The organism is Asaia spathodeae NBRC 105894 (assembly GCF_025994195.1).
GTDB lineage: Bacteria > Pseudomonadota > Alphaproteobacteria > Acetobacterales > Acetobacteraceae > Asaia > Asaia siamensis.
In genome coordinates this window covers 27,813-46,410 of record NZ_BAPY01000048.1, presented here as the reverse complement: position 1 = coordinate 46,410, position 18,598 = coordinate 27,813, and the positions used below count along the sequence as shown (strand labels likewise).

Below are 18,598 nucleotides of genomic sequence, written 5' to 3'. Positions count from 1 at the left end.
AATACCCTGAGACGTAACAAGCTGGCCGTCTTGAGCTGGCGCGGACCATCGAAAGAAAGACCGAATGTCGTTTTTCCGTATCAATATCCTGATCGTCATGGCCAGCCTGTTATTGGGACTTGGCTGGGTAATTGCCCCCGAGGGCGCCAGACTGATCTGGATCATGATCGCTCAGGCCAGCTTCCTCGGCCTTGCCCTGTTCACCGTCATTGTCACGATAACCCGCAGAGCGGAAATTGATCGGACAACTGCGTTGCGGCTGATCCTTCTTGTTCCTCTCTGGCTAGGTTTGGGTCTCTTGAATCTAGCCTTCGCCGACACCTTGCATAAAGCTTGGCTGCCGTGAAACACTAATGCTCAGGCAAGGTTTCGGGTCGACTATCGGGAGGCAATATAGCGATGCAGCCGAGCATGATCCCCTTATGCGTCCCTTTCGAGCGCCGGGCCGAAGTTGCTGCCCGGGGCGCAGTATTCGATAGAGAGGAAAAATGCTGGGTCGTCGTTCGCGACACTGCAGTCGGCTTCGAGGCTTTTCTTCCATATCGCTACCGCGCAGATCGGACTGCGCCCTATATCCGCCCGTGGATGGTACCGCAGTCACTCTGGGGCCATAATCTACGCGCACTTCTTGCCAAAGAAGACTGGGATCGTATTCGCAAGGATACCTATGCCCGTGCCGGCTCACGGTGCCGCGTTTGCGGAGGGCGCGGTCCGAAATGGGCGGTCGAGGCCGATGAGGGCTGGGCCTATGACGATACACGCCGGATTCAGACCCTCAAGGGAGTGATCGCGCTATGCCCCGATTGCCATGCCGTGCGGCACTGGGGAAAGACCATGACTGAGGGGCGGAGCGAACAGGCACTCGACTGGATGGTCGAGATCAATGGCTGGACACGCGATCAGGCACGACAATGCGCCGATGAGGCTATGGCGCTCTGGCATAGACGCAGTGATCACACGGATTGGCAATGCGACATTACTTGGGCTGTACGGAACTACGGTGTCACGCCTCTTGAGGTCGGCACGCGCGCGGCGCGCGAGCTCAACCGGAAATTCGTGGCTCAAGCCCAAGCGCGTTTTGACGCGCGACCTGATCGCCGGGATGATCTCGACCACCACATCACCCATAAATAAATCTTCCGCCTACTTCATCATAATCAAATTTTGCGCCTGTGATCGGGATATCTCTCGTCATTCAGATGGCGGACCCGCGCAACATGAGGCGTATAGCCGCGGTTTTTCAACGCCTCGATAGAAGCCGCCTGAGTTCGAGAAGCTTGAAGAACACTGTTGGTATGATCTTCGACGACAAAACCTTTGATCGCTGCGGCTAGCACTTAACGGCGAAATCCGGCAACGGACAGTCTCTGCGCACCCGGATCGTCCGTTACCTATCAGCATGTTCACCAAGACGTTTATCAGTACCAGGGGTAAGGCGGCTCAACGCCCTCTCCCTGAATCCCTATCTTGCAGGGTGCCGCGCGGGAGGTTCAATATCGGCTGCGCCAAATCGCGACGCTCTCCGGTCCTGACCAACCCTTTGCTTTTAATGGCACGATCCATGGCGTTCTGAGTAGCGTAGCCTGCTTTGCGGAGTTTACGCCCCAGATCGTCCCATTGCTCGGGCTTGACCGCATCGAACCCTTTGCGTTCGCGCCTTTGCCTAGCACCTCTGCCTGGGCTTTTTCCCTCCTGAAGGGAGGCACTGTTTTCGTGTTCGGTCTTTATCCACGCGCGCCGTTCATCCTCGTAATCTAATCGCTGACGCACCAAATCAATTCCAAGGTCTTTGTAAGGGTGGCGCCCCATATCCGCTGCGAGGCGGTCATACAGATCATTCAGCGTTACCGGCGTCTTATCTCCCAAAGGTCGTGACCATTGTTCGGCCTCTCTGAGTGAGCCTTCGCCAATCCATGTCCAACACTGAGAAACATGCCGACTCTCTGCCACGTAGGTCTTGAACCCCGTTACTGCGGCCGAACCACGTGGCAGCGCGTTGATATGCTCGTCAGAGGTGACACCCTGAGCGGCATCAATCGTCATTGCATAGCCAAGCCCCAGTCGTAGCCGCCCTGTTTTCGTGTCGGTGAGCATATCCCAAGGCACAAAACCCTCTCGACCCTTCTCGTTGCGAAGAACTAGACCGTGATCGTCCCAAGACTTTACGGTAGCAAAGTCGCCGTTAGCCCCCAATTCGCAACGTCTCTTGCCCCACTGGGATTGATAGGTCCCCCATGTTCGTGAATACAGACGCAGCCGATCACCTGCAGCTATGGGAAGATCGTAGAGATCAGAGGCTGCCCCTCGCTGACTTATTGCCGGGCGGATCGTCTCGCGTACGTCGATCTCGCCGCGTTGCCGCAAGCGTTCTCGAACAGCCAAACCCAACGCTAGCGCGTCTTCATTCGTCGGGGCAGACATGGTGATGCCGCGCTTCGAGCCCGACACCGTAAGTGCGTCGCGCCGGCGCAAATAGAACTCTGCGGTCTCAGCGATGACTTGGTCATAATCCCCGCCTATCAGACTGAGGGTACCATCGCGACGCTTCATGTCGATTGCCTGCCGCGCGCGCGCCTGGTCGATCGCCTTTTGCTCGTCTTGTGTTTTGGAGAGGTCTCGGCCGGGACTACGAAAGAGACCTGCGATTTCTCTCTTGCGCGCGCTGTTCTGCCGTACTGTCGAATTCAACGCCATCTGCTGCTCCTTGGGCAGCACCCGCTCAAGGATTGCGATCGTATCTCCCGCCTCGATCGACTGCGCTTGCTCACGATCGCCCAGCAGGCGTAAAGTAAAACCTTGCTTTTCGCGATGACGCAGTAGCTGCAGTAATTGCTTAGGGGAGACTTGGCTCACTTCGTCGACTACAAGAACATCGTTCGGCCCGAGCTTCAGTTCGTCGCGCTCCATTCGCGCAAGAAGCGGGGCGAGCGCAAAGCCCGTCTTGATCCCTGCCTCTTTTAACGCATTGGCCTGTCTCCAGGCCATGGCCGTGCCAATGACGGTTCGACCGTCCTTGTGCCATGCATCAACGAGGGGCCGCAGCATCGTGGTTTTACCCGACCCTGCCACACCGACGAGCAGCGCTAGACGCCCGGCCTGTCCAAATCCCCTTATCGCCGCAATCTGTGCAGCGCCGTGATCCGGCTCCCGGTCAAAATCCAGTCCTGATCGGGCGATTGCCTCAGCGAGCTGTCGTTCGCTCAGCGCACCCTCGCGTTGCCGTGATGCCGCGCCCGCAAGACGCCCCATTTCGCGCTCGAGATCGACCTGCTGCTGCGTCGTCATCTTGACCCGGCCGTCGACTGACCGCACCAAAAGCGGCGTATGCTGCCCCTCCACCATCAAGCCACTTTGCTCGATATGATTGGCAAGCTGTTCGATCTCGTTCGTGTCTTTTAGACCAGCAGCGATGTAGCCATGAGCCGCGTGAGTTCTGAGAACGTCCCGATCCAAAACTGCCGCCGTCTTGAAGTCCTCAGCGATCATCCCGGACGCAACCCTGTACGCCTCGGCAAAACGCTGCTCACTGGTCAACTCAGCAGCTCGATGCCCGGTGAGCACGGTCTCGCGGCCCCAGCCGATTTCCTCTGCCTGGGCTTCCCAGATCTCGCGATCATTGTCGCCTTTATACTTTGCGGACCTGTACGCGAGATTGGCCTGGTGGAGCATCGTGAATTTCTGCTCGGCAGTAAGATCGTCCCAGTTCCGTCCCTGCTTCTTCGCGAAAGCTTTCGCCTGACGCTGGGCCTGCTTGCTACGCTTGGAGAAGTGATCGCATACCTCTTGCGGGACTGCTTCGATCGCGATTGATCTGCCCTTGTTCTCCGGCCTTACCTTAATCCCCAGCTCGCGCAGTTCCGCTGCAAACGACGCCTGGAAGAGGGCACCAAATAAGTGCGCAGTGGTCGAAGTAACCCTGGCAGAATCCAGTGAACCTAGATGACCGGTCTCTGTCGCCACAGCATTGAACATGGGGTTGTGGAGATGTGCCTGAGGATCTCCAGGGATTGGCACCTCCACTTGTGCCGTCGCCCCATCACGACCGTCCTGAATGTCCAACACGGGACGTGCTGACTGATGCCGGAACGTGACCCAGGCTACCTCGCCCTGCTCGACATGGGCGTTGTCCCCGGACCCGCGTCGGGCCTGTCCGATTTCCTTGGCGATGAACTTCATCGCTGTGTCATTTGCCCTGTGCATTGCCTGCCAAAGCAACGCCTGCTCCTCACTCGATCGCGCGAGTAGGATCGCGATTGAGACAGATTTGTGCGGCGCTGAGGTGAAATCGATTGCAGAGATTTCACGCTTTCGACCAGTATTGGCCCAGTGGTCCCCGGTGTCTGCCCTTCGAGCTTCAAACAAGCGCGCCAATGTCTCGTCCGCCGGTAATTTCAATGGGTCGATCCCGAGGGCATTAGCGATACGCTCCCCCATATCAGGTCCCCAGCTACCGCGTTCGTCTCTGCCGGTATAATAGCTGTTCAGACGCTCACCCGACTCCCGATCAGGATTGGCCTCAAAACGGGCATCCTGTTCTGGCTCCGTCTTGTGTTCGCGCAGATAGGCAAGGATAAGCTTTCCGGCTCCCTCCGCGCTGAGTTTTCTGAATGTGATCACCGGACAGGTGCCGGCCGCACTGTCTTTTCGACGAGGTCGAGCCGCTCCTCGATGCGGCTCTGCCCTTCAAGGATCTCGTTCAGAGTAACACCGAGGTTCTCAATCCCGTCCGCGATCCGGCTCATGACATCTACCAGTTTATCCCCTGTGTCATCTTCGGGGGGACTTACCAGACGATGGATGTCAGCGACTGTCTGACCGATATGGGTGAGCTTCGTAGCGACAAGGATCTCGAACCCACCCTTGACACCGGACGCGGCGCTCCGCTCTCCCAGTTCTCCTGTCTCATTGCCGTCGCGCATGGTCACCTCCGCCGTTTACTTCAAAGAGGATCATGCACGTATTCGATGTGAGTGCGCGCTGCCGCGCTTCATCTTCCTTGGCAGGTATCCCAGAGCGCCAGCTTACCTGACTCCAGGCACTTTCTCGCAGAGGTACTTATTCTGTGCCCCACGGGGAGATTACCGGGATAGGCAGGCCGAAAAAATGCCGAAGGTTCCTCGTGACAAGTGTGGCGTCATATCGCACGGCTATGGCCGCGATCGTTGTGTCTCGAAAGTCGACAGGTCTCCCGACGGCCTCACGCTCTGCAGCTAGCGTCGCTGCAACATCAGCAGCGCGGTCGTCGAGCTCAAGACCTGCACCGCCCAGATCCTCTACAAGCATGGCGGAGAAAGCGTCGTTCAGGGCAGTCCGTCTCCGGCCGGCTTCCATACGGGCAAGACCAAAGCGAACCTCGAACACATTCACTGACGTTGTCCGAAGAGCTGCATTGCCCTGCCGATCGAGCCATCTAGTCACGACGGGGTCCGGCTGCGCCTTCATCACGGCGGACAAGATATTGGTGTCGAGTACGAGCATCAGTCGAAAGCTGCCGGTGTAGCCGTCGTTCCTCTCAGCTCCTCGATCCCCTCATCCTCCCGAAATCCGGCCTGAGCGAAACGGGCGGCCATGCGCGCCCCCCGTCCTACCCCTGGGTGAATGCCAGCCTCTTCCGATGCGACCTTGTTTAGGATTTCGCGCACCTCTGCCTCCAGACCTCGCCCGTGCCGAGCGGCTCTTTGCCGGATCGCAGCATGAACGATGTCGTCAAGATTGCGGATAACGAACTGTGCCATGAGAACTCCTGATATCACGATATCATTGACCTCTATATCGTGATGGCCCCGCGCTCCGCAAGCTCAGGTTCAGCGTCACGACGCTTGTCGAAACGGCAAAGACGACCACCGATCCGAGTGCCTGCGTAGGTGTCGCAGTGTTCCCTTCCGAGAGCGGCGCGCAGCGCAAACTGAAAGTTTGCATTTGTATATGGAGAAAGAAAAAACTTGCATCCACTTCGCGTCTAATCTGCATCCGCAGTCAGTCCGTCACGCATCTGCCTTGCATCCGTTTCTATCGAGTGGTAGCTAGGGCGAAGACACCGGAGGGCCTGCCAGATGACGACGATCGCGATAACGCCGCGCAGCGCCCTTCACGACGCTCTCAGAGGATGTGAGCGCGGCGAGTGGCAACACTCCGCGCTCTATCTCTGGATGGCCGAGAATTTCGAGGTGATGGAGCGATCGATCAGCGGCGGCCGCGTTCGCTGGGGACGAATTGCTGAGGCCGCCCACGCTGATGGGCTGAGAGCCCGTCACGGCGGACCGGCTGCTGTGAACACGGTAAAATCCACCTGGTATCGCGTCAGGAAGGCGGTTCGAGCTGCGCTGGAAAAGCGGGAGGCAGAGGATGCGGCGAGGCTGTCCCGTCGAGACGCGACAGCCGCCAAGCTTGCCAAGGAAACCGCTGATCGTGAGGCGGCTTCAGTCGCTCGTGCAGGAGCAGAGCGCGAACTCGAGATCCGCCAGATAGCAGAGCAGGGCTTCCCTCCGACCCCGGCCACACAATCCAGCGCCCCTGTATCCGCAGCTGCCCCGACAATGCCGGCGCCCGTCATCTCCGAGACGACGGGTCAGGGCGATGCGCCGGACCTCGTCATCGGGCAGATCAAGCGGCCGGTGAAGATGCTGGAAGCCGCACCCCGCTATGGAGAGGATCGGTTCAAACCCTTGCCGCCTTCTTATGTCGGGCCGCGCCCTGCCGGGATGCCGGAGAATCTGCCGCTGGAGGCTTTGACACCACTGGACGCGACAGGAATGAAGCCTGATGGGCAGGTGGATATCAGGCAAATGCCCGGGCTCCCCCGCATGTCGTTTTTCGAGCGGGAGTCGGACTGGGCACGCGCCTGTGTGCCGATGATCGAGGCCGTACCACTTGAGAAGCGATCGTTGGTTCTCAAAGGTATGCTGCTGGTCGTAAAAGGCTATGCGCGCAATTTTTGACCTCGTCCTGTGAAGACTGTCAGCACTCACATCATCCTGTGTCAGGCTTCTTCTACGATCGGAAGATCGTTTTCAAAGGAGGAAGGCCATATGGCATCAGCAGAACCCCGAAAGAAGAAGACTCCCGTCGCCCTTGTGAAGACAGGACGCGGCAATCTCGGAGGATCGACATTTCTCTCGACTATAGGTGAGATCGCCATCTATAGGGGCGCCCCTCCTCTTCTCGCTGACGGTGATGCCCGCAATCCGGGCATCTCCATCGCAAAAGCGCTTTATGACAAATATGGCGTGCCCCGGCCTGCCTCGGAAGAAGCCGCAAAACTGCGCGAATGGTTTGCCGACACTTTTGGCAGAGCCGCCGCAACCGGCCAGTCTCTGGTGATCGATGTCGGCGGCGGCGATCGCACGCTCGAAAACTGGGCAAAGGATGAGAACATCATCAGGCTTGCTGAGGGGCTAGGCATCTCTGTCACCGGCGCGTTCATGATCGGCCCTCAGCAAGGTGACGCGGCTTATCTAGAGCGCCTCTGGGCGAGTGCGGCGTTCCGTCCGAGCCGCGCGGTTCTCGTTTTCAATGAATGGACCGTTCCCACTGGCCACGATCCCGATCGCATCTTTGACGAAGTCTTCACAAGGCTGACCGCACTAAGCTTCGACGGCTGTCAGACTGCCTTTCTACGTGTTCCCAAGCTGAGCTGCCTTCCTCTCGTCATGGAGAGCGGTCTCACCTTTCACGATGCCGCCGCAGGGAAACCTCGCCCGGATGGGACGCCTCTCGATCCGTTTCGTCGTGCGATGATCCAGCACTGGATCGACACGATCAAGGCCCGGATCAGCGAGGCTGGCATCGAGGACTGGCTCCCATGACCAGCCCTGATCCGAACGCATCGCAACTCATTGAGGGCCTGCGTCGTGCAGGCCTCGAACTCGAAGAGACTGCGCGGCTGGAAGGAATAGATCGCTACAGCCCGTTCGGTCGCATGATCGGGGCAATGCGGGCGTCGCTCGACGCCTATGCCGCTGTCTCACAGATTTCTGTCAATCAGGTCGAGCGCAACACCACGCTCGCCCATGACTCCGCTCAAGCGATCACCGACCTGGTGGCGGATGCTCAGAAGATCATCGACGCCGTGACCGTGCGCGCCGAGTTGCGCCTTAAGGAAGACGAGCAAAAGCACCGAGACCTCTACAACGCTACCGTTGCGGCAATGGTGAGCAGGCTGGAGTCCGAGATTGCACCGGCGGTTCTCGACAAGATCAAGGAGCGTGCCCCTTACGTCGAGAGGGGGTTCTATCAATATGCGCGTAACCGGTTCATCGCACGCCTGGCGCTGATAGGGGCCGGTATGTTTGCCGTCGCCTTTCTCTCAGGAATTGGTTTTTACTGGCGCTCGATAGAGATCGGCAACCAGTGCCACGACAGGAACAACATTTCTTACGCGGATACCGGCAAAGCCTGGTGCAGGTTGCCGGAATATGACCGTCTGCCAGCCGCCCCTGCGAACGGACCATAACCAAGCCGAACTATAATCCCATCCTGCTGCGAGCGTTGTCCCTGCTTTCCAGCCCGAAGGGCCGTAGGCGTCCCGTAAGGGACGCCGGAGCATATCCACAGGGCACGCGCTCGACCGTCAAGAGTCGAGAGCGCGTGCCCTGTGGATATGTGGCAAGTGGGGGCAACGCGGCCCCGCGAGGCGACGAACGCCCCGCTGCGTGAGTTGTGTCCAAATTTGCGCGGTAATTAACACCGATCCCGCGCATCGCGCTCCCGGTCTGTCGCCTCGATCCCTGAGGCGCTGAAATAAGCAGGGCGGCGGGCCAGCTCGTCAGCCTCTTCCATATCGGCCAGTAAGGGCACCTGCTTTTCGAGACGGGCGCGCAACCTCCTACGCCGCGTGTCCGCCTTGCGCTCCGGGCTCCAGCGTGTGACCGGCGGATGGTAGGCGCTCCATCCATGAGACCAGCCACAGCCGGGCTTTATGCTCGGCGCGTGCTCGGCGACGATTTCGCGTTCATACGCACGGTCGAGGACTGTGCAGGCCCATAGGGTCCGCCCGTCCGGTAAGGTTTCACTGTCTTCAGATGGTTGCGTGTTGGGATTACCCCAAAAGATGCATACGATCGAACGTCGATCATTTAACGCGGGCATGAATCATAATCCGTGCGTCTGCCCGCGTCTTGCGCGGGCCTAAAAAACCGCAACGGCGCGTCAGCGGCGTTGTCCGCCTCCCCGCCTTATCGAGGCCAAGGCCCCAAACGAAAACCGGACCCTTTCGGGTCCGGCGGAACGAATTAGATGCCGAGGGCGTCGAAAATGGCATCCCCTGCCCTTTCTTCAACGCTCCGGCGATTGTTGGGCACATAGGGCTGCCAGTCTTTGCCCATCAGCTCCTTGTAGGCGGCGCAGGCACCCTGTGCGACGCACGAGACTGCATAGGAGCGGGCCGCCGTGCTCGCTGCCACACGAGCGAGATTTTCCACTCGTCCGCGGTCGCCATCTGGCCCGGCCCGGCTCTCGTCGCGATGCGGGTTTGAGAAAGCGCTTCTGGCGTCGGCGGCAATAGCACGCTTGGCCTCGTATTTCTTCGCTGAGTAGTGCGCGGAACAGACCAGAGCCTCAACCAGACGATCAAGGTGGATTTTCAGTTCGAGATCCTGCAAGCCGTCGCGCCCGGTCCACGCGAGAATCGAGAACATTGCGTTATACTGATCGCGGATCATGTTAGAGCCAAGTCCGATAAGTTCGTCAGTGTCCCCCGCATCCAGACCCAGCCGGGATATGATCAGCGAAATACGATCTTCGGTTGGCGTGAGAGCCATGACTGATTCGAGCGTGGGGCGGTTGTTCGACTTGACACGTTCTTCGGCCTCTTTGAAGCGGCGGACTTCGCCTTTGGTGTACTTGCGAGCGGCTGGCTTCTGGGCGATGGTGTTGGCTGCGTCTGACATGAAACGACTCTTTCATTCTGGCGAAGTCCCGGAGTGGTGTTCCAGCACCTTCCGGGGCGCTTTTTGTGTGGGGCGTTATTGCCTGTCCACAAGTAAAGTTATATCGGCATTTCATAAGGAATAGAATAGACAATACTGCATGTCTATTTGCTCAGCCATGTACTGACCGCATAGTAGAAAATCATATAGTATTGTGACTTCGCTATAGATTCTTTTGAACAACAACATAACTACTTAATCTATTCATTAGCAAGCAGAAGTACACAGCACAATACGCTCACCGCGTGGGTGCGGCGTGTGACGCCGCAGCCGTAGGCCGCGCAACGCGCGCCCATGCCGTTCATCCGTAGCCACGAAACGCGCCCCAATCGGTGCGTGCTTGTCCGCACTCACATCGCAAACTCGTAACCTATGACCTGCGTGGCAACACGCAGGTTCCGTCACCCGATGGGGCCGTCACGCTACTGGGGCATATCACCTTGATCGTTTCTGCTGTCAGACGACTATCGTCATTTCACAACGCCACACGTTTTTACATTGCCACAGCCAGGGCGGTAACAGCGCTAGCCGCCTGCACTTGCAGCGCCGCCTATGCTGACGAGGGAGCCCATCCAAACACAGCTTACGCCCCTCCCCCGGCACAGCTTATGTCCACGCTCCCTTCACAGCCCAGCGCCGCATCTCGACTGGCGCCGACCACCTTGGTACATTTCGAAGTCAGTTTTCCTAAACTTGCGTCGGAAACGCCCCTCGAAACCCTTTACGGTTCCTCGGCTCTCACTTTCGAGCATGCGATTCATGCGGGCACATCACGTCTGGTGACCGACCCGGGCTCTGGGCATGCCGCTCCTGTCGTCACTGAGGATCTCGTTCTGACCTATGCGGGGCAGTCGAGCGACCGGATCAGCCTGCATCTCGCTTACGAGCAATTGACGGCCAAAGAAACTGCCGGTCAGGCCATACCCCGGACGGTGCCGCTTACGACACAAACCCGGTTCGATACGGATGTGACGTTGCCGATATGTCATGCTGATCGCCATTGCAACGATACGATCGTCACATTGGGTGACAGCGGCGCCCGCCTCCGGCTAGGCGCTGCACCATATGATGCGCCGATGCCGCGAATTCATAGCGACGCTGCGACAGGGCACGATGCCGGGTAATCCAATCAGGCCCCGGAAGGAGTCACATTCATGAATCTTGCAGATCGGGAACATGACCGCGAAGAAGCGAAAAAGCGGTGGCGTTCTGCCATGGGCATACGGAAACCGTCGCGCCTGAGGAAGACGCTCATGACCGCCTCTGTCGTCGTGATCGTCGTTGGCATCCTGACGGCGATCGGCCCCAATCATCTACTCGACGATCTGAGTTGGTATCTCGCTTCTTTTGAGTAGGGCGACCACCTATTACTCTGTGGTTCTCCCCGTTTCTGTCCACAGAAACTGGGGATAACTCCGCCCGTAGACCTCGCTTCAGCACAGCAGGTTTCCTGCGTGTGCTTCAATGCCTGGGGGTTGGTATGGGGGGAATTCCCTCGTCGATGCCTTTACGTGCGCGGCGTATTGTGACGGTTCCGACGGGGCGCCACTCACCTGTCGCGTCGTCGAAGCTGGCCTGACCGGCGATCTCGATCTGCTGCAGACTGGATGCTACATCCTCGATCGACAATCCGAGAAATCCGGATACTGCTGTCACCGAGCAGGATTTGCGCCGAGTCTTCCGTGCGAGGTGGACGAGTGCACCATGAACGGTATCGCGCAATGGGGCCGCAACAACGGGTCTCATCTCCGGGCCCCAGGGCACCTTTGTGTAAGCGCCATGACCGATTGCCGCGATTTCTCCAGCCGCCACGAGATCTTCAAGTGTCGCCACCAATGCGCCGGCCGTATCTGGCTCCAGCGATAGCCTTAACGCCATGACTGTCATAGGCTGCGAATCAAGCAGTTTCAGCAGGCGAAGCCGCAATGTGCGGCGTGCCCCGCGCTTTTCCTCAGGCGATTTGTCGTAAAAAGGGACCGTAGGTGGCGGTGAAGGCGTACGTGGCGGCATGAGGGCTCCAGATTTTGGCAACGCTCATGACGATATATGATCGCGATGTGAGTGCGGGCCGTCCCCTCGATCAAAAGCCAGCTTTGTACGATTGTCCCCACTGATGTATCAGAGGTCGGCAAGAGCGGGTTCTATTCTTTTGACCGCGCCGATAGCATGACTTGGCGTCTCCCGGTTTCGCGGTGGGCCATACAGTACCATGCCTGATCCCCACGGCGGCCGACAAAGCCGAACATGGCGCCATCCCCGCATTGCGCGCAGTCATGTGCCCATTTCGTTGCACGGGATGCTCCCTCTCTCGGATCTCCGGGTTGGCCGTCACTCATGACCTCAACCCGCTCTGGGTGAACACCGAGACGGGCTCGGCAGCGGTATCGCCGCCGTTCGGCACGACACGCCTCCTCGGCCAGCCCAGATGCCGCGAGGTCTGCGGAATATCGTCGATGAAAACGTTCGCAGCCGCGGGCCGACCGCCGCGATAGCGGCACCAAGAGATACTGACACGTCGGCGGCCTCGGGTCAGCGCCACATAGGCAAGCCGCCTCTCTTCGGCCGGATCTGCTGTCGCATTGGTCGACGGAAAGAGCGTGTCCTCCCAACCTGGCAAAAACACGTGAGCAAACTCAAGCCCCTTGGAGCCATGGATCGTCATGAGTTTCACCCTGCCGATTGGATCTGCGTCATCGCGCACACTGCCAAGGGCTGCATGGTCGAACAAGGCTTCAAGGGTCGGGAACGCCTCCGCAAGAGCACAGAGCTCGTGCAGGTTTTCGAGCGCTGTCTTTCCTTCGTCGCCTTCCTGGCGATGCATCTCGAGATAGCCGGTTCTCTCGAGGAGCATACGGAGCCTCTCTGCAACCGGCATCCCGACCTTCCCGGCGATCTCGCGGATCGTGGTAGTGAAAGACGCGAGCGCATCATGAGCCTTGGTTTTGCCACCTGCAGCAATCTTTTCAGCCGTCTCAAAGAGAGAAAGATAGGATTGCTCGGAGGTCTGCTCCAGACGCGCCATGAACACCGCGCCTATGCCCCGTCTGGGGCGGTTGGCCATTCTACGGAACGCCTCATCAGATTGCCGGTCGTCGAGACTGCTGCAAAGCCTGAGGAGCGCCAGAGCATCCTTCACAGGGACGCGCTGCCAGAACGCCGTATCGTTAACGAGCTCATAGGGAATATGGGCATGCAGCAGCGCTTCCTCGAGCTGCCGGGACTGAAAATTGAAGCGGTAGAGGATGGCCATGTCGTCGAAAGAGACGCCCTCCAGCCCTCGTCGCGCAATCTCGTCGACAATACCCTTGGCTTCTTCGGCGCCACCTGGCCAGCTGAGGATGTCGAGCGGCGCTCCATCTCCGGCTGCCGTGTAGAGCGTCTTTTGCAGACGATCAGGATCCGCCGCGATCACGGCATTGGCGGCTGCGAGGATATGGCCCGTGGAGCGGAAATTCTCCTCGAGCGCGATCATACGTCCGTGCGGAAATTCCGAAAGGAAGGAGCGTATGATGGATACACTCGCCCCTCGCCAGCCAAAAATAGACTGCGCGTCGTCGCCCACGCAGAACAACTCGCCATGGTCGCGCGAAAGTGCCTGTAGCCAGAGATACTGAAGCCGATTGACGTCCTGGAATTCGTCCGTAAGCACCGCATCGAACCGACCGGCCCAGTCGCGACGGTATGTCTCGTCTCGCAGCATGGTGACGGTAGGCCACAGGAGCAGATCCGCGAAGTCTGCCTTGTTGGCCTCTCTCAGGTGAGACTGGTAGGGACGGTAAAGCGCAGCAGCCTCACGCCAGGCATTCAGATCGTCTCCCTCATGCAACTGCCCCGAAGCAATGAGCCCCTCAGTCGAGCGTACGGCATCGTTGGGAAGAATGAGCCTCTCTTTGAGCAGGGCAATACGTGTCGAAACGGAGCGGATCCGCTGTTTCATCGTCACATCGTCTGGTGCTTCAAAGCCAGCCGCACAGGCTTCCTCCAGCAAACGACGGACGATAATACGGCTGTCCTCGGCGTCGTAGATATCGAACCCCTCGCGCAGACCGGCGATATCAGGATCGTTCCTCAGCTGGCGACGACCATGCCCATGGAAGGTGCCGACCCATCGGGGTGCATGGTCACTTCCAAGTACAGCTTCGATACGCGACCTCATCTCCCCTGCGGCCTTGTTGGTGAATGTCACGGCCAGAATGCGATGCGCAGGAATGCCGCGTCTGCAGATCCGATCAGCAATCCCCGCAACCAGTGTCCTGGTCTTGCCTGTTCCGGCACCGGCCAGCACCACAACGGTCCCGGGTTGACGGGCGGCGTCGCGCTGGACGTGCGTAAGGCCGGACATGATCGATGAGTGATCCGGTAACGGAGCGGTCTGATACATATCTGTTTCCCTGCCGCGCCACGCTGCAAACAGGCGCGGCTGGCGTTTTAGTCTCGTAAGGCAGGCCCAAAGCCTTTCGTAGCCAACGATGACAGCTGTCGTCGTTGGCTTTTGATCAGTCCTGAGGCAGGGGCAGGTCTGGCATGGCCTCCCCTAGGGCAGCATTCCAGCTCCACCAATTGCCGACACCGTAGACGTCCCGATAATGCGCCTCCTTGATGTCGCGACGCGCCCTGTAATCTTCGGTATCGAGGCCGTAGACTTCCATGGGTGTTCCTCGGGGATCTCTCGTATCGAGCAACTCGAAATCGGGATGGACAAGCTGTGTCGTCCTGTCGAAGCGAAGCGGTTTGCGGAAGATACGGGACGCCTGCTGCAGGCGGGTCAACAAAGCCAGCTCATGGCTGCTTGCGACAGGCACGCAGGACGGCCCGACTTCCATCAGGGCGACGCGTTCGATCCACCCTGTTGTGGCACGGCCGTCAGGCGTAGGTCTGAGCTGCGCTGTCACAAGGCCGATAACCTGGGCATTGCTCCGCTCGGCTCTGGCGTGCTGCAGAATGCGCCACGCCCACGGGAACTGCGTTTCCAGCGCCTCTGCCATCTGGGGCGGTCCCATGAGATGCAGGTTGAAGGCACGGGCGCCATCAAATCGCAGGCGGATACGCGGGCCATGAGCGCGTTGCTGGGGCTTTGCCGGGTCTGCAGCGCGCCCCGCCTCGATGTCGATTGCATCGACGATCCCGCAAAGCAGGACACGTCGTTCGCCCTGGGCATGGTCGCGGACCTGCTCGAACGCAGGCTGGCCTGCTTCATCATTATACCCGATCATGGCAAGGCTCCGATCGAGCGTGGCGCCCCCTGAGACGATGGTCGCGGCACTGCGCTCGATCGCCTGGCGTATAGCTCCCCACGACCAGCGTCGTCGCCTCTCTTCCGGTCGCCAGTTCGTCAGCCCGGATTGCTCCCAAAGGAGATGGAGAAGACCGAGCAGGCTCATCTGGCGTTGACGATCCCCCGGCCGGGCACCGCGCGGGATTTGACGCTGCGCGCGCTCCTCAGCCTCGCCGGCTACGCCACGGATGAGCAGGCCACCTTCCAGTGCAATCCGGAGGCTGCCGTCCGGCAATGGGGTGATGACACCTTGCTCGTATCCGGATCGTCCATCCCGGCGAATATCCGGTTCGTGGAAGGGGCAGTTCGCGCGATGAAGGGTCCCGCTCTCGGGCATGCGTGCGAGGTGATAGCGCCGTACCCTGTTCCCGTTTTCCCGCACTTCGCGTGAGCGAACGACGAGCTGCAGGGGCGCTCCATTCGCCCAGCAATCGCAATGCGGCCGGTGAGCATGATCGCCATGCGCCTGCGACAGGAGAGCCTGCCATTGGGGCGCTTTGGCTGGATCGTGGTCCCAGTCGAGACTGGCGCGGCGAGGACGTCCGTCGCGCAATGCGTGGGGGAACGTGATCCATGGGTTCATCGGACCGTCTCCATCGTCAGGCCATTGTTCATGTCAGGGCGTCTGGACACACGGGAGATCGCAGGCCGTGGCAGGTCACGGTGTCCATTCTCAAGCATTTCGAGCCAGCGGGACGACCTTGCGCCGAGCCTGCCGCCGCTCTCCAGCAAACGCCTCAGCTCAGTTCGGTGATAGCCCAGATGTTCGGCGAGACGGCGCTCAGACCAGCCGATGATCATAAGCGCACGACCGACCGCGTAGGCATCCATGGGAGCGCGATTACCTGCGGCGGGAACGTCGCGCGAAAGCGGGGTTGCATAGCGCCGGTGAAGTGCGTGCAAGGCGTCCAGCCATTCCATGAAAGACTGAGGTGGCTCACCGATGCCATTTCTCCATCTCGCAATCCGGTCCCGCGATATCTGGCTTCGTCGGCTTGCCTGGCAGACCGACCAGCCGATGCCGTTCAGTCTCACGCCGATGAGGGATGCCGCTTGATTCACTCAGCCCTCCTCCCCTTTCTAGCCGCGCCGCGCCAGCCCGTCAGGTTCGACGTCGTGGATCAACTCGATCCATGTGTCCCCGCCGGGTACAACTGAGATGATGTCACCTGTCGAAACAAAAACCTCGACGGGCAGCTCGAGATTCCATCCACCATGACCATCAGTGAAGCCCTTGGTGACGAGACCATATCGTTCGTCGTCTCCGTCATGAATGCACACGAACGCTTCGGGGAAATCCTGCGGTGAGGACAAGCCGCCAGGAGAAACCGTACGTGCCACTGTATCAGGCAGGGCCGACCAATCAGCGGTTGCAACTGCTGCAAGGTTCAGGAGCGGCACGACCGCGCTGCGTGCAGATACTGCATCCCGCCCAGGTACGGTTCCGATTTGACGAACGGCGTATTGCGCCGGATCGATCGAGCGGAACGCACCTGTATACAGATCTTCTCCGGTATAAATATCGAAGCACCGCCTAAGATCCCATCCGCCTGCGATGGGATCGGCCGACACGACGATCCCCGACATCACCTCTCCGGAGATGGGGCAAGACAGCTCAACAAGAGTCCATGGGTGGGTGCCGCCAAGCTCAGGGCTCCGGCGGCGGTAGTCATCGTATAGGAGATGCTTCAGGAATGCCTGTCGCAGCCCGACGATCCGATCATGGCCTGGGAAGAGCACGTTGAGATCGGCATCGGAATGATCGTGTGTCATGGTCGAGTTCTCACTCTGCAGGGATTTTGAAGGAGGCCCCTTGTCGAAGGGCCAAAATTTCGGTTGTGCCGACCCAGCCATTCACGGTGATGAATTCACCGGCGTTGCTGTGGTCGGTTGAAAAGAGGGTGAACTGCCCGTCCAGATCGAAGCCTGATTCAGGCATCATAGGATCGAGATCACCTCTTACGGCGAGGCCGGTCGCGCTCTGCGCCATGCCCTCACACTGGATGAAGAGAAGCGGTATGCTGGTACCCAGACCGGGGGCCGCCTGCAGCATCTGTGCAGCACGCCCGCTCACCAGGAACGCGCGATAGCAGGTCTCAGCTTGCGCGATCTGCGTGAGTACGTCTGTGGAAGTCGCGCAACCCTCAGGCTGTGATCTATCGCCGTTACCAGAGGTTCGATGCCGCCCGCTCATGCTGCCACCGCAGCGGATGCACCGTTTTCTGTCTTGCTGACCTGCAGCGCCTGGTTGAAATCATTGGCGCCGCCCGGGGGATAGAGCCGCATGCTATCCACCCCATTCTCATCAGCGAGATCGTAAAGCATGTCTGCGTATCTATGGCCTGAGACATCACGATCTGTCGCCACGACCAGCAGCGCATTTGGATTATGGCGCATAACATCGAGAAGATCCTGCAAAGCAGTGATGGTTTCCGGTCCCATGCCGCCACCCGTAGCGACATAGAGCGTATCGTTTCCACGCTCGACATCCATGGCGGCAAAGGAGAGCGCATCGATCGGCGCTTCAGCCACGACCAGACGACGCACAGGCGTGTTCGGCCTGAGCTGGAAGCGGAAGAGCGTCTTGACGCTATCCTTCAGCTGCAGGCGCGTCTCAGGCCCACGCCGCTCGACGCCCGTGATCGCCCCCTGAGCGTTGCGGTAGCTGAACCAGGCTGCTTTAAAACCGTCACGGATCGATCCGTTAGCCGAAGCCTTTCGCAGCAGCCACTCCGGCAGGCAGCGTGTTTCTGTCAGATACTGCCAAGCCGTGGTTCCCTTACGCAGCGGCCTGGCCTTAGCCCAGCGCTCGGCGGGAGGCGGATAATCGGATGAGGCCTTCTGTGCGTTCACCCACGGGGTCGAAGCGGGCGCGACACCGACCATCTTGCCCAGGTCGTTGCAAACATCCCGCCACCGGAGAGTGGGATCGAAATGCTTGACGAGATCGAAGACGTTCCCCTTGGCCTGGGAACCAGTATCCCACCAGCCTTTGCCCTGATGGGACACGATGTATGTCTCGCCCTTACCACGACGGTATTTCAGCGAATTGCGCGTACTCTCTTTCTTGTCGAGGGCGAAACCATAACGCTCCAACAGAAGCGCACAGGACACGCCGGAAGTAATGGTGTCGCGATCAGCCTCAGATAGTTTGAAACGTTCCATGGCCATTACTCCCTATCGAAATACATGAGGCCGATCCATTGCGAGTCCGGCCATTTCCTACAAACAGATACTATCACACCGACCGGGAGATACAACAAGAAAGCGCAATATTACACAATAAACATGCAATATCTCGCCGTTCCTATACCTCGCGATACTTCGAAAATCCGGTTTCGTTCAATAAAGAAAAGCAACAGCCTTTCGTTCGACCTGTGCCGGAGGCAAAGGGTCG

The 18,598-nt window shown here is 59.2% G+C and carries 20 protein-coding genes; 7 read left to right on the top strand and 13 right to left on the bottom strand.

Annotation, left to right across the window (positions count from 1 at the left end; genetic code table 11):
- Nucleotides 1-64 precede the first annotated feature (64 nt).
- Both AA105894_RS12650 and AA105894_RS12645 read left to right on the top strand, forming a co-directional pair.
- A complete protein-coding gene (locus AA105894_RS12650; RefSeq protein ID WP_267312060.1) occupies nt 65-346 on the top strand; it encodes a hypothetical protein in 282 nt (93 codons plus the stop codon).
- Between the two features lie 65 nt (nt 347-411).
- Nucleotides 412-1,134, top strand: coding sequence for a hypothetical protein (locus AA105894_RS12645; protein WP_267312059.1), 723 nt, complete (start codon nt 412-414; stop codon nt 1,132-1,134).
- Between the two features lie 306 nt (nt 1,135-1,440).
- On the opposite strand, the gene mobF is transcribed toward AA105894_RS12645, so the two are convergent.
- The 4 genes from mobF to AA105894_RS12625 all read right to left on the bottom strand — a co-directional run bounded on the left by mobF (nt 1,441) and on the right by AA105894_RS12625 (nt 5,735).
- Nucleotides 1,441-4,617, bottom strand: a complete 3,177-nt coding sequence (gene mobF / locus AA105894_RS12640; protein WP_267312058.1) for a MobF family relaxase — start codon at nt 4,615-4,617, stop codon at nt 1,441-1,443.
- The gene (locus AA105894_RS12635; RefSeq protein ID WP_267312057.1) at nt 4,614-4,919 is read right to left on the bottom strand and encodes a hypothetical protein; all 306 of its coding nucleotides are present in this window, start codon (nt 4,917-4,919) and stop codon (nt 4,614-4,616) included. The genes mobF and AA105894_RS12635 overlap by 4 nt, the downstream gene beginning before the upstream one ends.
- 136 nt (nt 4,920-5,055) lie before the next feature.
- Nucleotides 5,056-5,478 (bottom strand): type II toxin-antitoxin system VapC family toxin, encoded by a 423-nt coding sequence (locus AA105894_RS12630; RefSeq protein WP_267312056.1) that lies wholly within the window; start codon nt 5,476-5,478, stop codon nt 5,056-5,058.
- The gene (locus AA105894_RS12625; RefSeq protein ID WP_267312055.1) at nt 5,478-5,735 is read right to left on the bottom strand and encodes a FitA-like ribbon-helix-helix domain-containing protein; all 258 of its coding nucleotides are present in this window, start codon (nt 5,733-5,735) and stop codon (nt 5,478-5,480) included. Before AA105894_RS12625 ends, AA105894_RS12630 begins: the two co-directional genes overlap by 1 nt.
- Before the next feature lie 318 nt (nt 5,736-6,053).
- Between AA105894_RS12625 and AA105894_RS12620 the strand changes: the two genes are divergently transcribed.
- The 3 genes from AA105894_RS12620 (at nt 6,054) to AA105894_RS12610 (ending at nt 8,452) form a co-directional block, all read left to right on the top strand.
- Nucleotides 6,054-6,938, top strand: a complete 885-nt coding sequence (locus tag AA105894_RS12620) for a hypothetical protein (protein WP_267312054.1) — start codon at nt 6,054-6,056, stop codon at nt 6,936-6,938.
- Between the two features lie 90 nt (nt 6,939-7,028).
- Nucleotides 7,029-7,805: a hypothetical protein gene (locus AA105894_RS12615; RefSeq protein ID WP_267312053.1), complete on the top strand. Its 777-nt coding sequence runs from the start codon at nt 7,029-7,031 to the stop codon at nt 7,803-7,805.
- Nucleotides 7,802-8,452 (top strand): hypothetical protein, encoded by a 651-nt coding sequence (locus AA105894_RS12610; RefSeq protein WP_267312052.1) that lies wholly within the window; start codon nt 7,802-7,804, stop codon nt 8,450-8,452. Before AA105894_RS12615 ends, AA105894_RS12610 begins: the two co-directional genes overlap by 4 nt.
- A 227-nt stretch (nt 8,453-8,679) precedes the next feature.
- Here the strand turns inward: AA105894_RS12610 and AA105894_RS12605 are convergent, their stop codons facing one another.
- Together AA105894_RS12605 and AA105894_RS12600 are read right to left on the bottom strand one after the other, a co-directional pair.
- Nucleotides 8,680-9,087 carry a hypothetical protein gene (locus AA105894_RS12605; protein WP_267312051.1) on the bottom strand — a complete coding sequence of 136 codons (408 nt, stop codon included), beginning with the start codon at nt 9,085-9,087 and terminating at the stop codon, nt 8,680-8,682.
- Between the two features lie 143 nt (nt 9,088-9,230).
- On the bottom strand, nt 9,231-9,887 hold the full coding sequence (locus AA105894_RS12600) for a hypothetical protein (RefSeq protein WP_267312050.1): 657 nt from the start codon (nt 9,885-9,887) through the stop codon (nt 9,231-9,233).
- Between the two features lie 647 nt (nt 9,888-10,534).
- On the opposite strand from AA105894_RS12600, the gene AA105894_RS12595 reads away from it, so the two are divergent.
- Nucleotides 10,535-11,050, top strand: coding sequence for a hypothetical protein (locus tag AA105894_RS12595; protein WP_267312049.1), 516 nt, complete (start codon nt 10,535-10,537; stop codon nt 11,048-11,050).
- 30 nt (nt 11,051-11,080) lie between these two features.
- On the top strand, nt 11,081-11,281 hold the full coding sequence (locus tag AA105894_RS12590) for a hypothetical protein (RefSeq protein ID WP_267312048.1): 201 nt from the start codon (nt 11,081-11,083) through the stop codon (nt 11,279-11,281).
- 106 nt (nt 11,282-11,387) lie between these two features.
- On the opposite strand, the gene AA105894_RS12585 is transcribed toward AA105894_RS12590, so the two are convergent.
- The 7 genes from AA105894_RS12585 to AA105894_RS12555 all read right to left on the bottom strand — a co-directional run bounded on the left by AA105894_RS12585 (nt 11,388) and on the right by AA105894_RS12555 (nt 18,366).
- Complete coding sequence (locus AA105894_RS12585; protein ID WP_267312047.1) at nt 11,388-11,936, bottom strand: hypothetical protein; 549 nt, start codon at nt 11,934-11,936, stop codon at nt 11,388-11,390.
- A gap of 322 nt (nt 11,937-12,258) precedes the next feature.
- Nucleotides 12,259-14,268, bottom strand: coding sequence for an ATP-dependent helicase (locus AA105894_RS12580; protein ID WP_267312046.1), 2,010 nt, complete (start codon nt 14,266-14,268; stop codon nt 12,259-12,261).
- A 154-nt stretch (nt 14,269-14,422) separates the two neighbouring features.
- Nucleotides 14,423-15,784: a DUF1173 domain-containing protein gene (locus AA105894_RS12575; protein ID WP_267312045.1), complete on the bottom strand. Its 1,362-nt coding sequence runs from the start codon at nt 15,782-15,784 to the stop codon at nt 14,423-14,425.
- On the bottom strand, nt 15,781-16,263 hold the full coding sequence (locus AA105894_RS12570; protein ID WP_267312044.1) for a transcriptional regulator: 483 nt from the start codon (nt 16,261-16,263) through the stop codon (nt 15,781-15,783). The genes AA105894_RS12575 and AA105894_RS12570 overlap by 4 nt, the downstream gene beginning before the upstream one ends.
- A gap of 18 nt (nt 16,264-16,281) precedes the next feature.
- Nucleotides 16,282-16,974, bottom strand: coding sequence for a hypothetical protein (locus tag AA105894_RS12565; protein WP_267312043.1), 693 nt, complete (start codon nt 16,972-16,974; stop codon nt 16,282-16,284).
- A gap of 10 nt (nt 16,975-16,984) precedes the next feature.
- Nucleotides 16,985-17,395 (bottom strand): hypothetical protein, encoded by a 411-nt coding sequence (locus AA105894_RS12560; protein ID WP_267312042.1) that lies wholly within the window; start codon nt 17,393-17,395, stop codon nt 16,985-16,987.
- Nucleotides 17,392-18,366: a DUF3991 and TOPRIM domain-containing protein gene (locus AA105894_RS12555; protein WP_267312041.1), complete on the bottom strand. Its 975-nt coding sequence runs from the start codon at nt 18,364-18,366 to the stop codon at nt 17,392-17,394. Before AA105894_RS12555 ends, AA105894_RS12560 begins: the two co-directional genes overlap by 4 nt.
- Between the last annotated feature and the right edge of the window lie 232 nt (nt 18,367-18,598).

What these genes read in the sequence shown, in the direction of transcription:
- AA105894_RS12650 (WP_267312060.1), top strand. Translation starts at nt 65, where the DNA reads ATGTCGTTTTTCCGTATCAATATCCTGATCGTCATGGCCAGCCTGTTA.
- AA105894_RS12645 (WP_267312059.1), top strand. Translation starts at nt 412, where the DNA reads ATGATCCCCTTATGCGTCCCTTTCGAGCGCCGGGCCGAAGTTGCTGCC.
- AA105894_RS12635 (WP_267312057.1), bottom strand. Translation starts at nt 4,919, where the DNA reads ATGCGCGACGGCAATGAGACAGGAGAACTGGGAGAGCGGAGCGCCGCG.
- AA105894_RS12630 (WP_267312056.1), bottom strand. Translation starts at nt 5,478, where the DNA reads ATGCTCGTACTCGACACCAATATCTTGTCCGCCGTGATGAAGGCGCAG.
- AA105894_RS12625 (WP_267312055.1), bottom strand. Translation starts at nt 5,735, where the DNA reads ATGGCACAGTTCGTTATCCGCAATCTTGACGACATCGTTCATGCTGCG.
- AA105894_RS12620 (WP_267312054.1), top strand. Translation starts at nt 6,054, where the DNA reads ATGACGACGATCGCGATAACGCCGCGCAGCGCCCTTCACGACGCTCTC.
- AA105894_RS12615 (WP_267312053.1), top strand. Translation starts at nt 7,029, where the DNA reads ATGGCATCAGCAGAACCCCGAAAGAAGAAGACTCCCGTCGCCCTTGTG.
- AA105894_RS12610 (WP_267312052.1), top strand. Translation starts at nt 7,802, where the DNA reads ATGACCAGCCCTGATCCGAACGCATCGCAACTCATTGAGGGCCTGCGT.
- AA105894_RS12605 (WP_267312051.1), bottom strand. Translation starts at nt 9,087, where the DNA reads ATGCCCGCGTTAAATGATCGACGTTCGATCGTATGCATCTTTTGGGGT.
- AA105894_RS12600 (WP_267312050.1), bottom strand. Translation starts at nt 9,887, where the DNA reads ATGTCAGACGCAGCCAACACCATCGCCCAGAAGCCAGCCGCTCGCAAG.
- AA105894_RS12595 (WP_267312049.1), top strand. Translation starts at nt 10,535, where the DNA reads ATGTCCACGCTCCCTTCACAGCCCAGCGCCGCATCTCGACTGGCGCCG.
- AA105894_RS12590 (WP_267312048.1), top strand. Translation starts at nt 11,081, where the DNA reads ATGAATCTTGCAGATCGGGAACATGACCGCGAAGAAGCGAAAAAGCGG.
- AA105894_RS12585 (WP_267312047.1), bottom strand. Translation starts at nt 11,936, where the DNA reads ATGCCGCCACGTACGCCTTCACCGCCACCTACGGTCCCTTTTTACGAC.
- AA105894_RS12580 (WP_267312046.1), bottom strand. Translation starts at nt 14,268, where the DNA reads ATGTCCGGCCTTACGCACGTCCAGCGCGACGCCGCCCGTCAACCCGGG.
- AA105894_RS12575 (WP_267312045.1), bottom strand. Translation starts at nt 15,784, where the DNA reads ATGAACCCATGGATCACGTTCCCCCACGCATTGCGCGACGGACGTCCT.
- AA105894_RS12565 (WP_267312043.1), bottom strand. Translation starts at nt 16,974, where the DNA reads ATGACACACGATCATTCCGATGCCGATCTCAACGTGCTCTTCCCAGGC.
- AA105894_RS12560 (WP_267312042.1), bottom strand. Translation starts at nt 17,395, where the DNA reads ATGAGCGGGCGGCATCGAACCTCTGGTAACGGCGATAGATCACAGCCT.
- AA105894_RS12555 (WP_267312041.1), bottom strand. Translation starts at nt 18,366, where the DNA reads ATGGAACGTTTCAAACTATCTGAGGCTGATCGCGACACCATTACTTCC.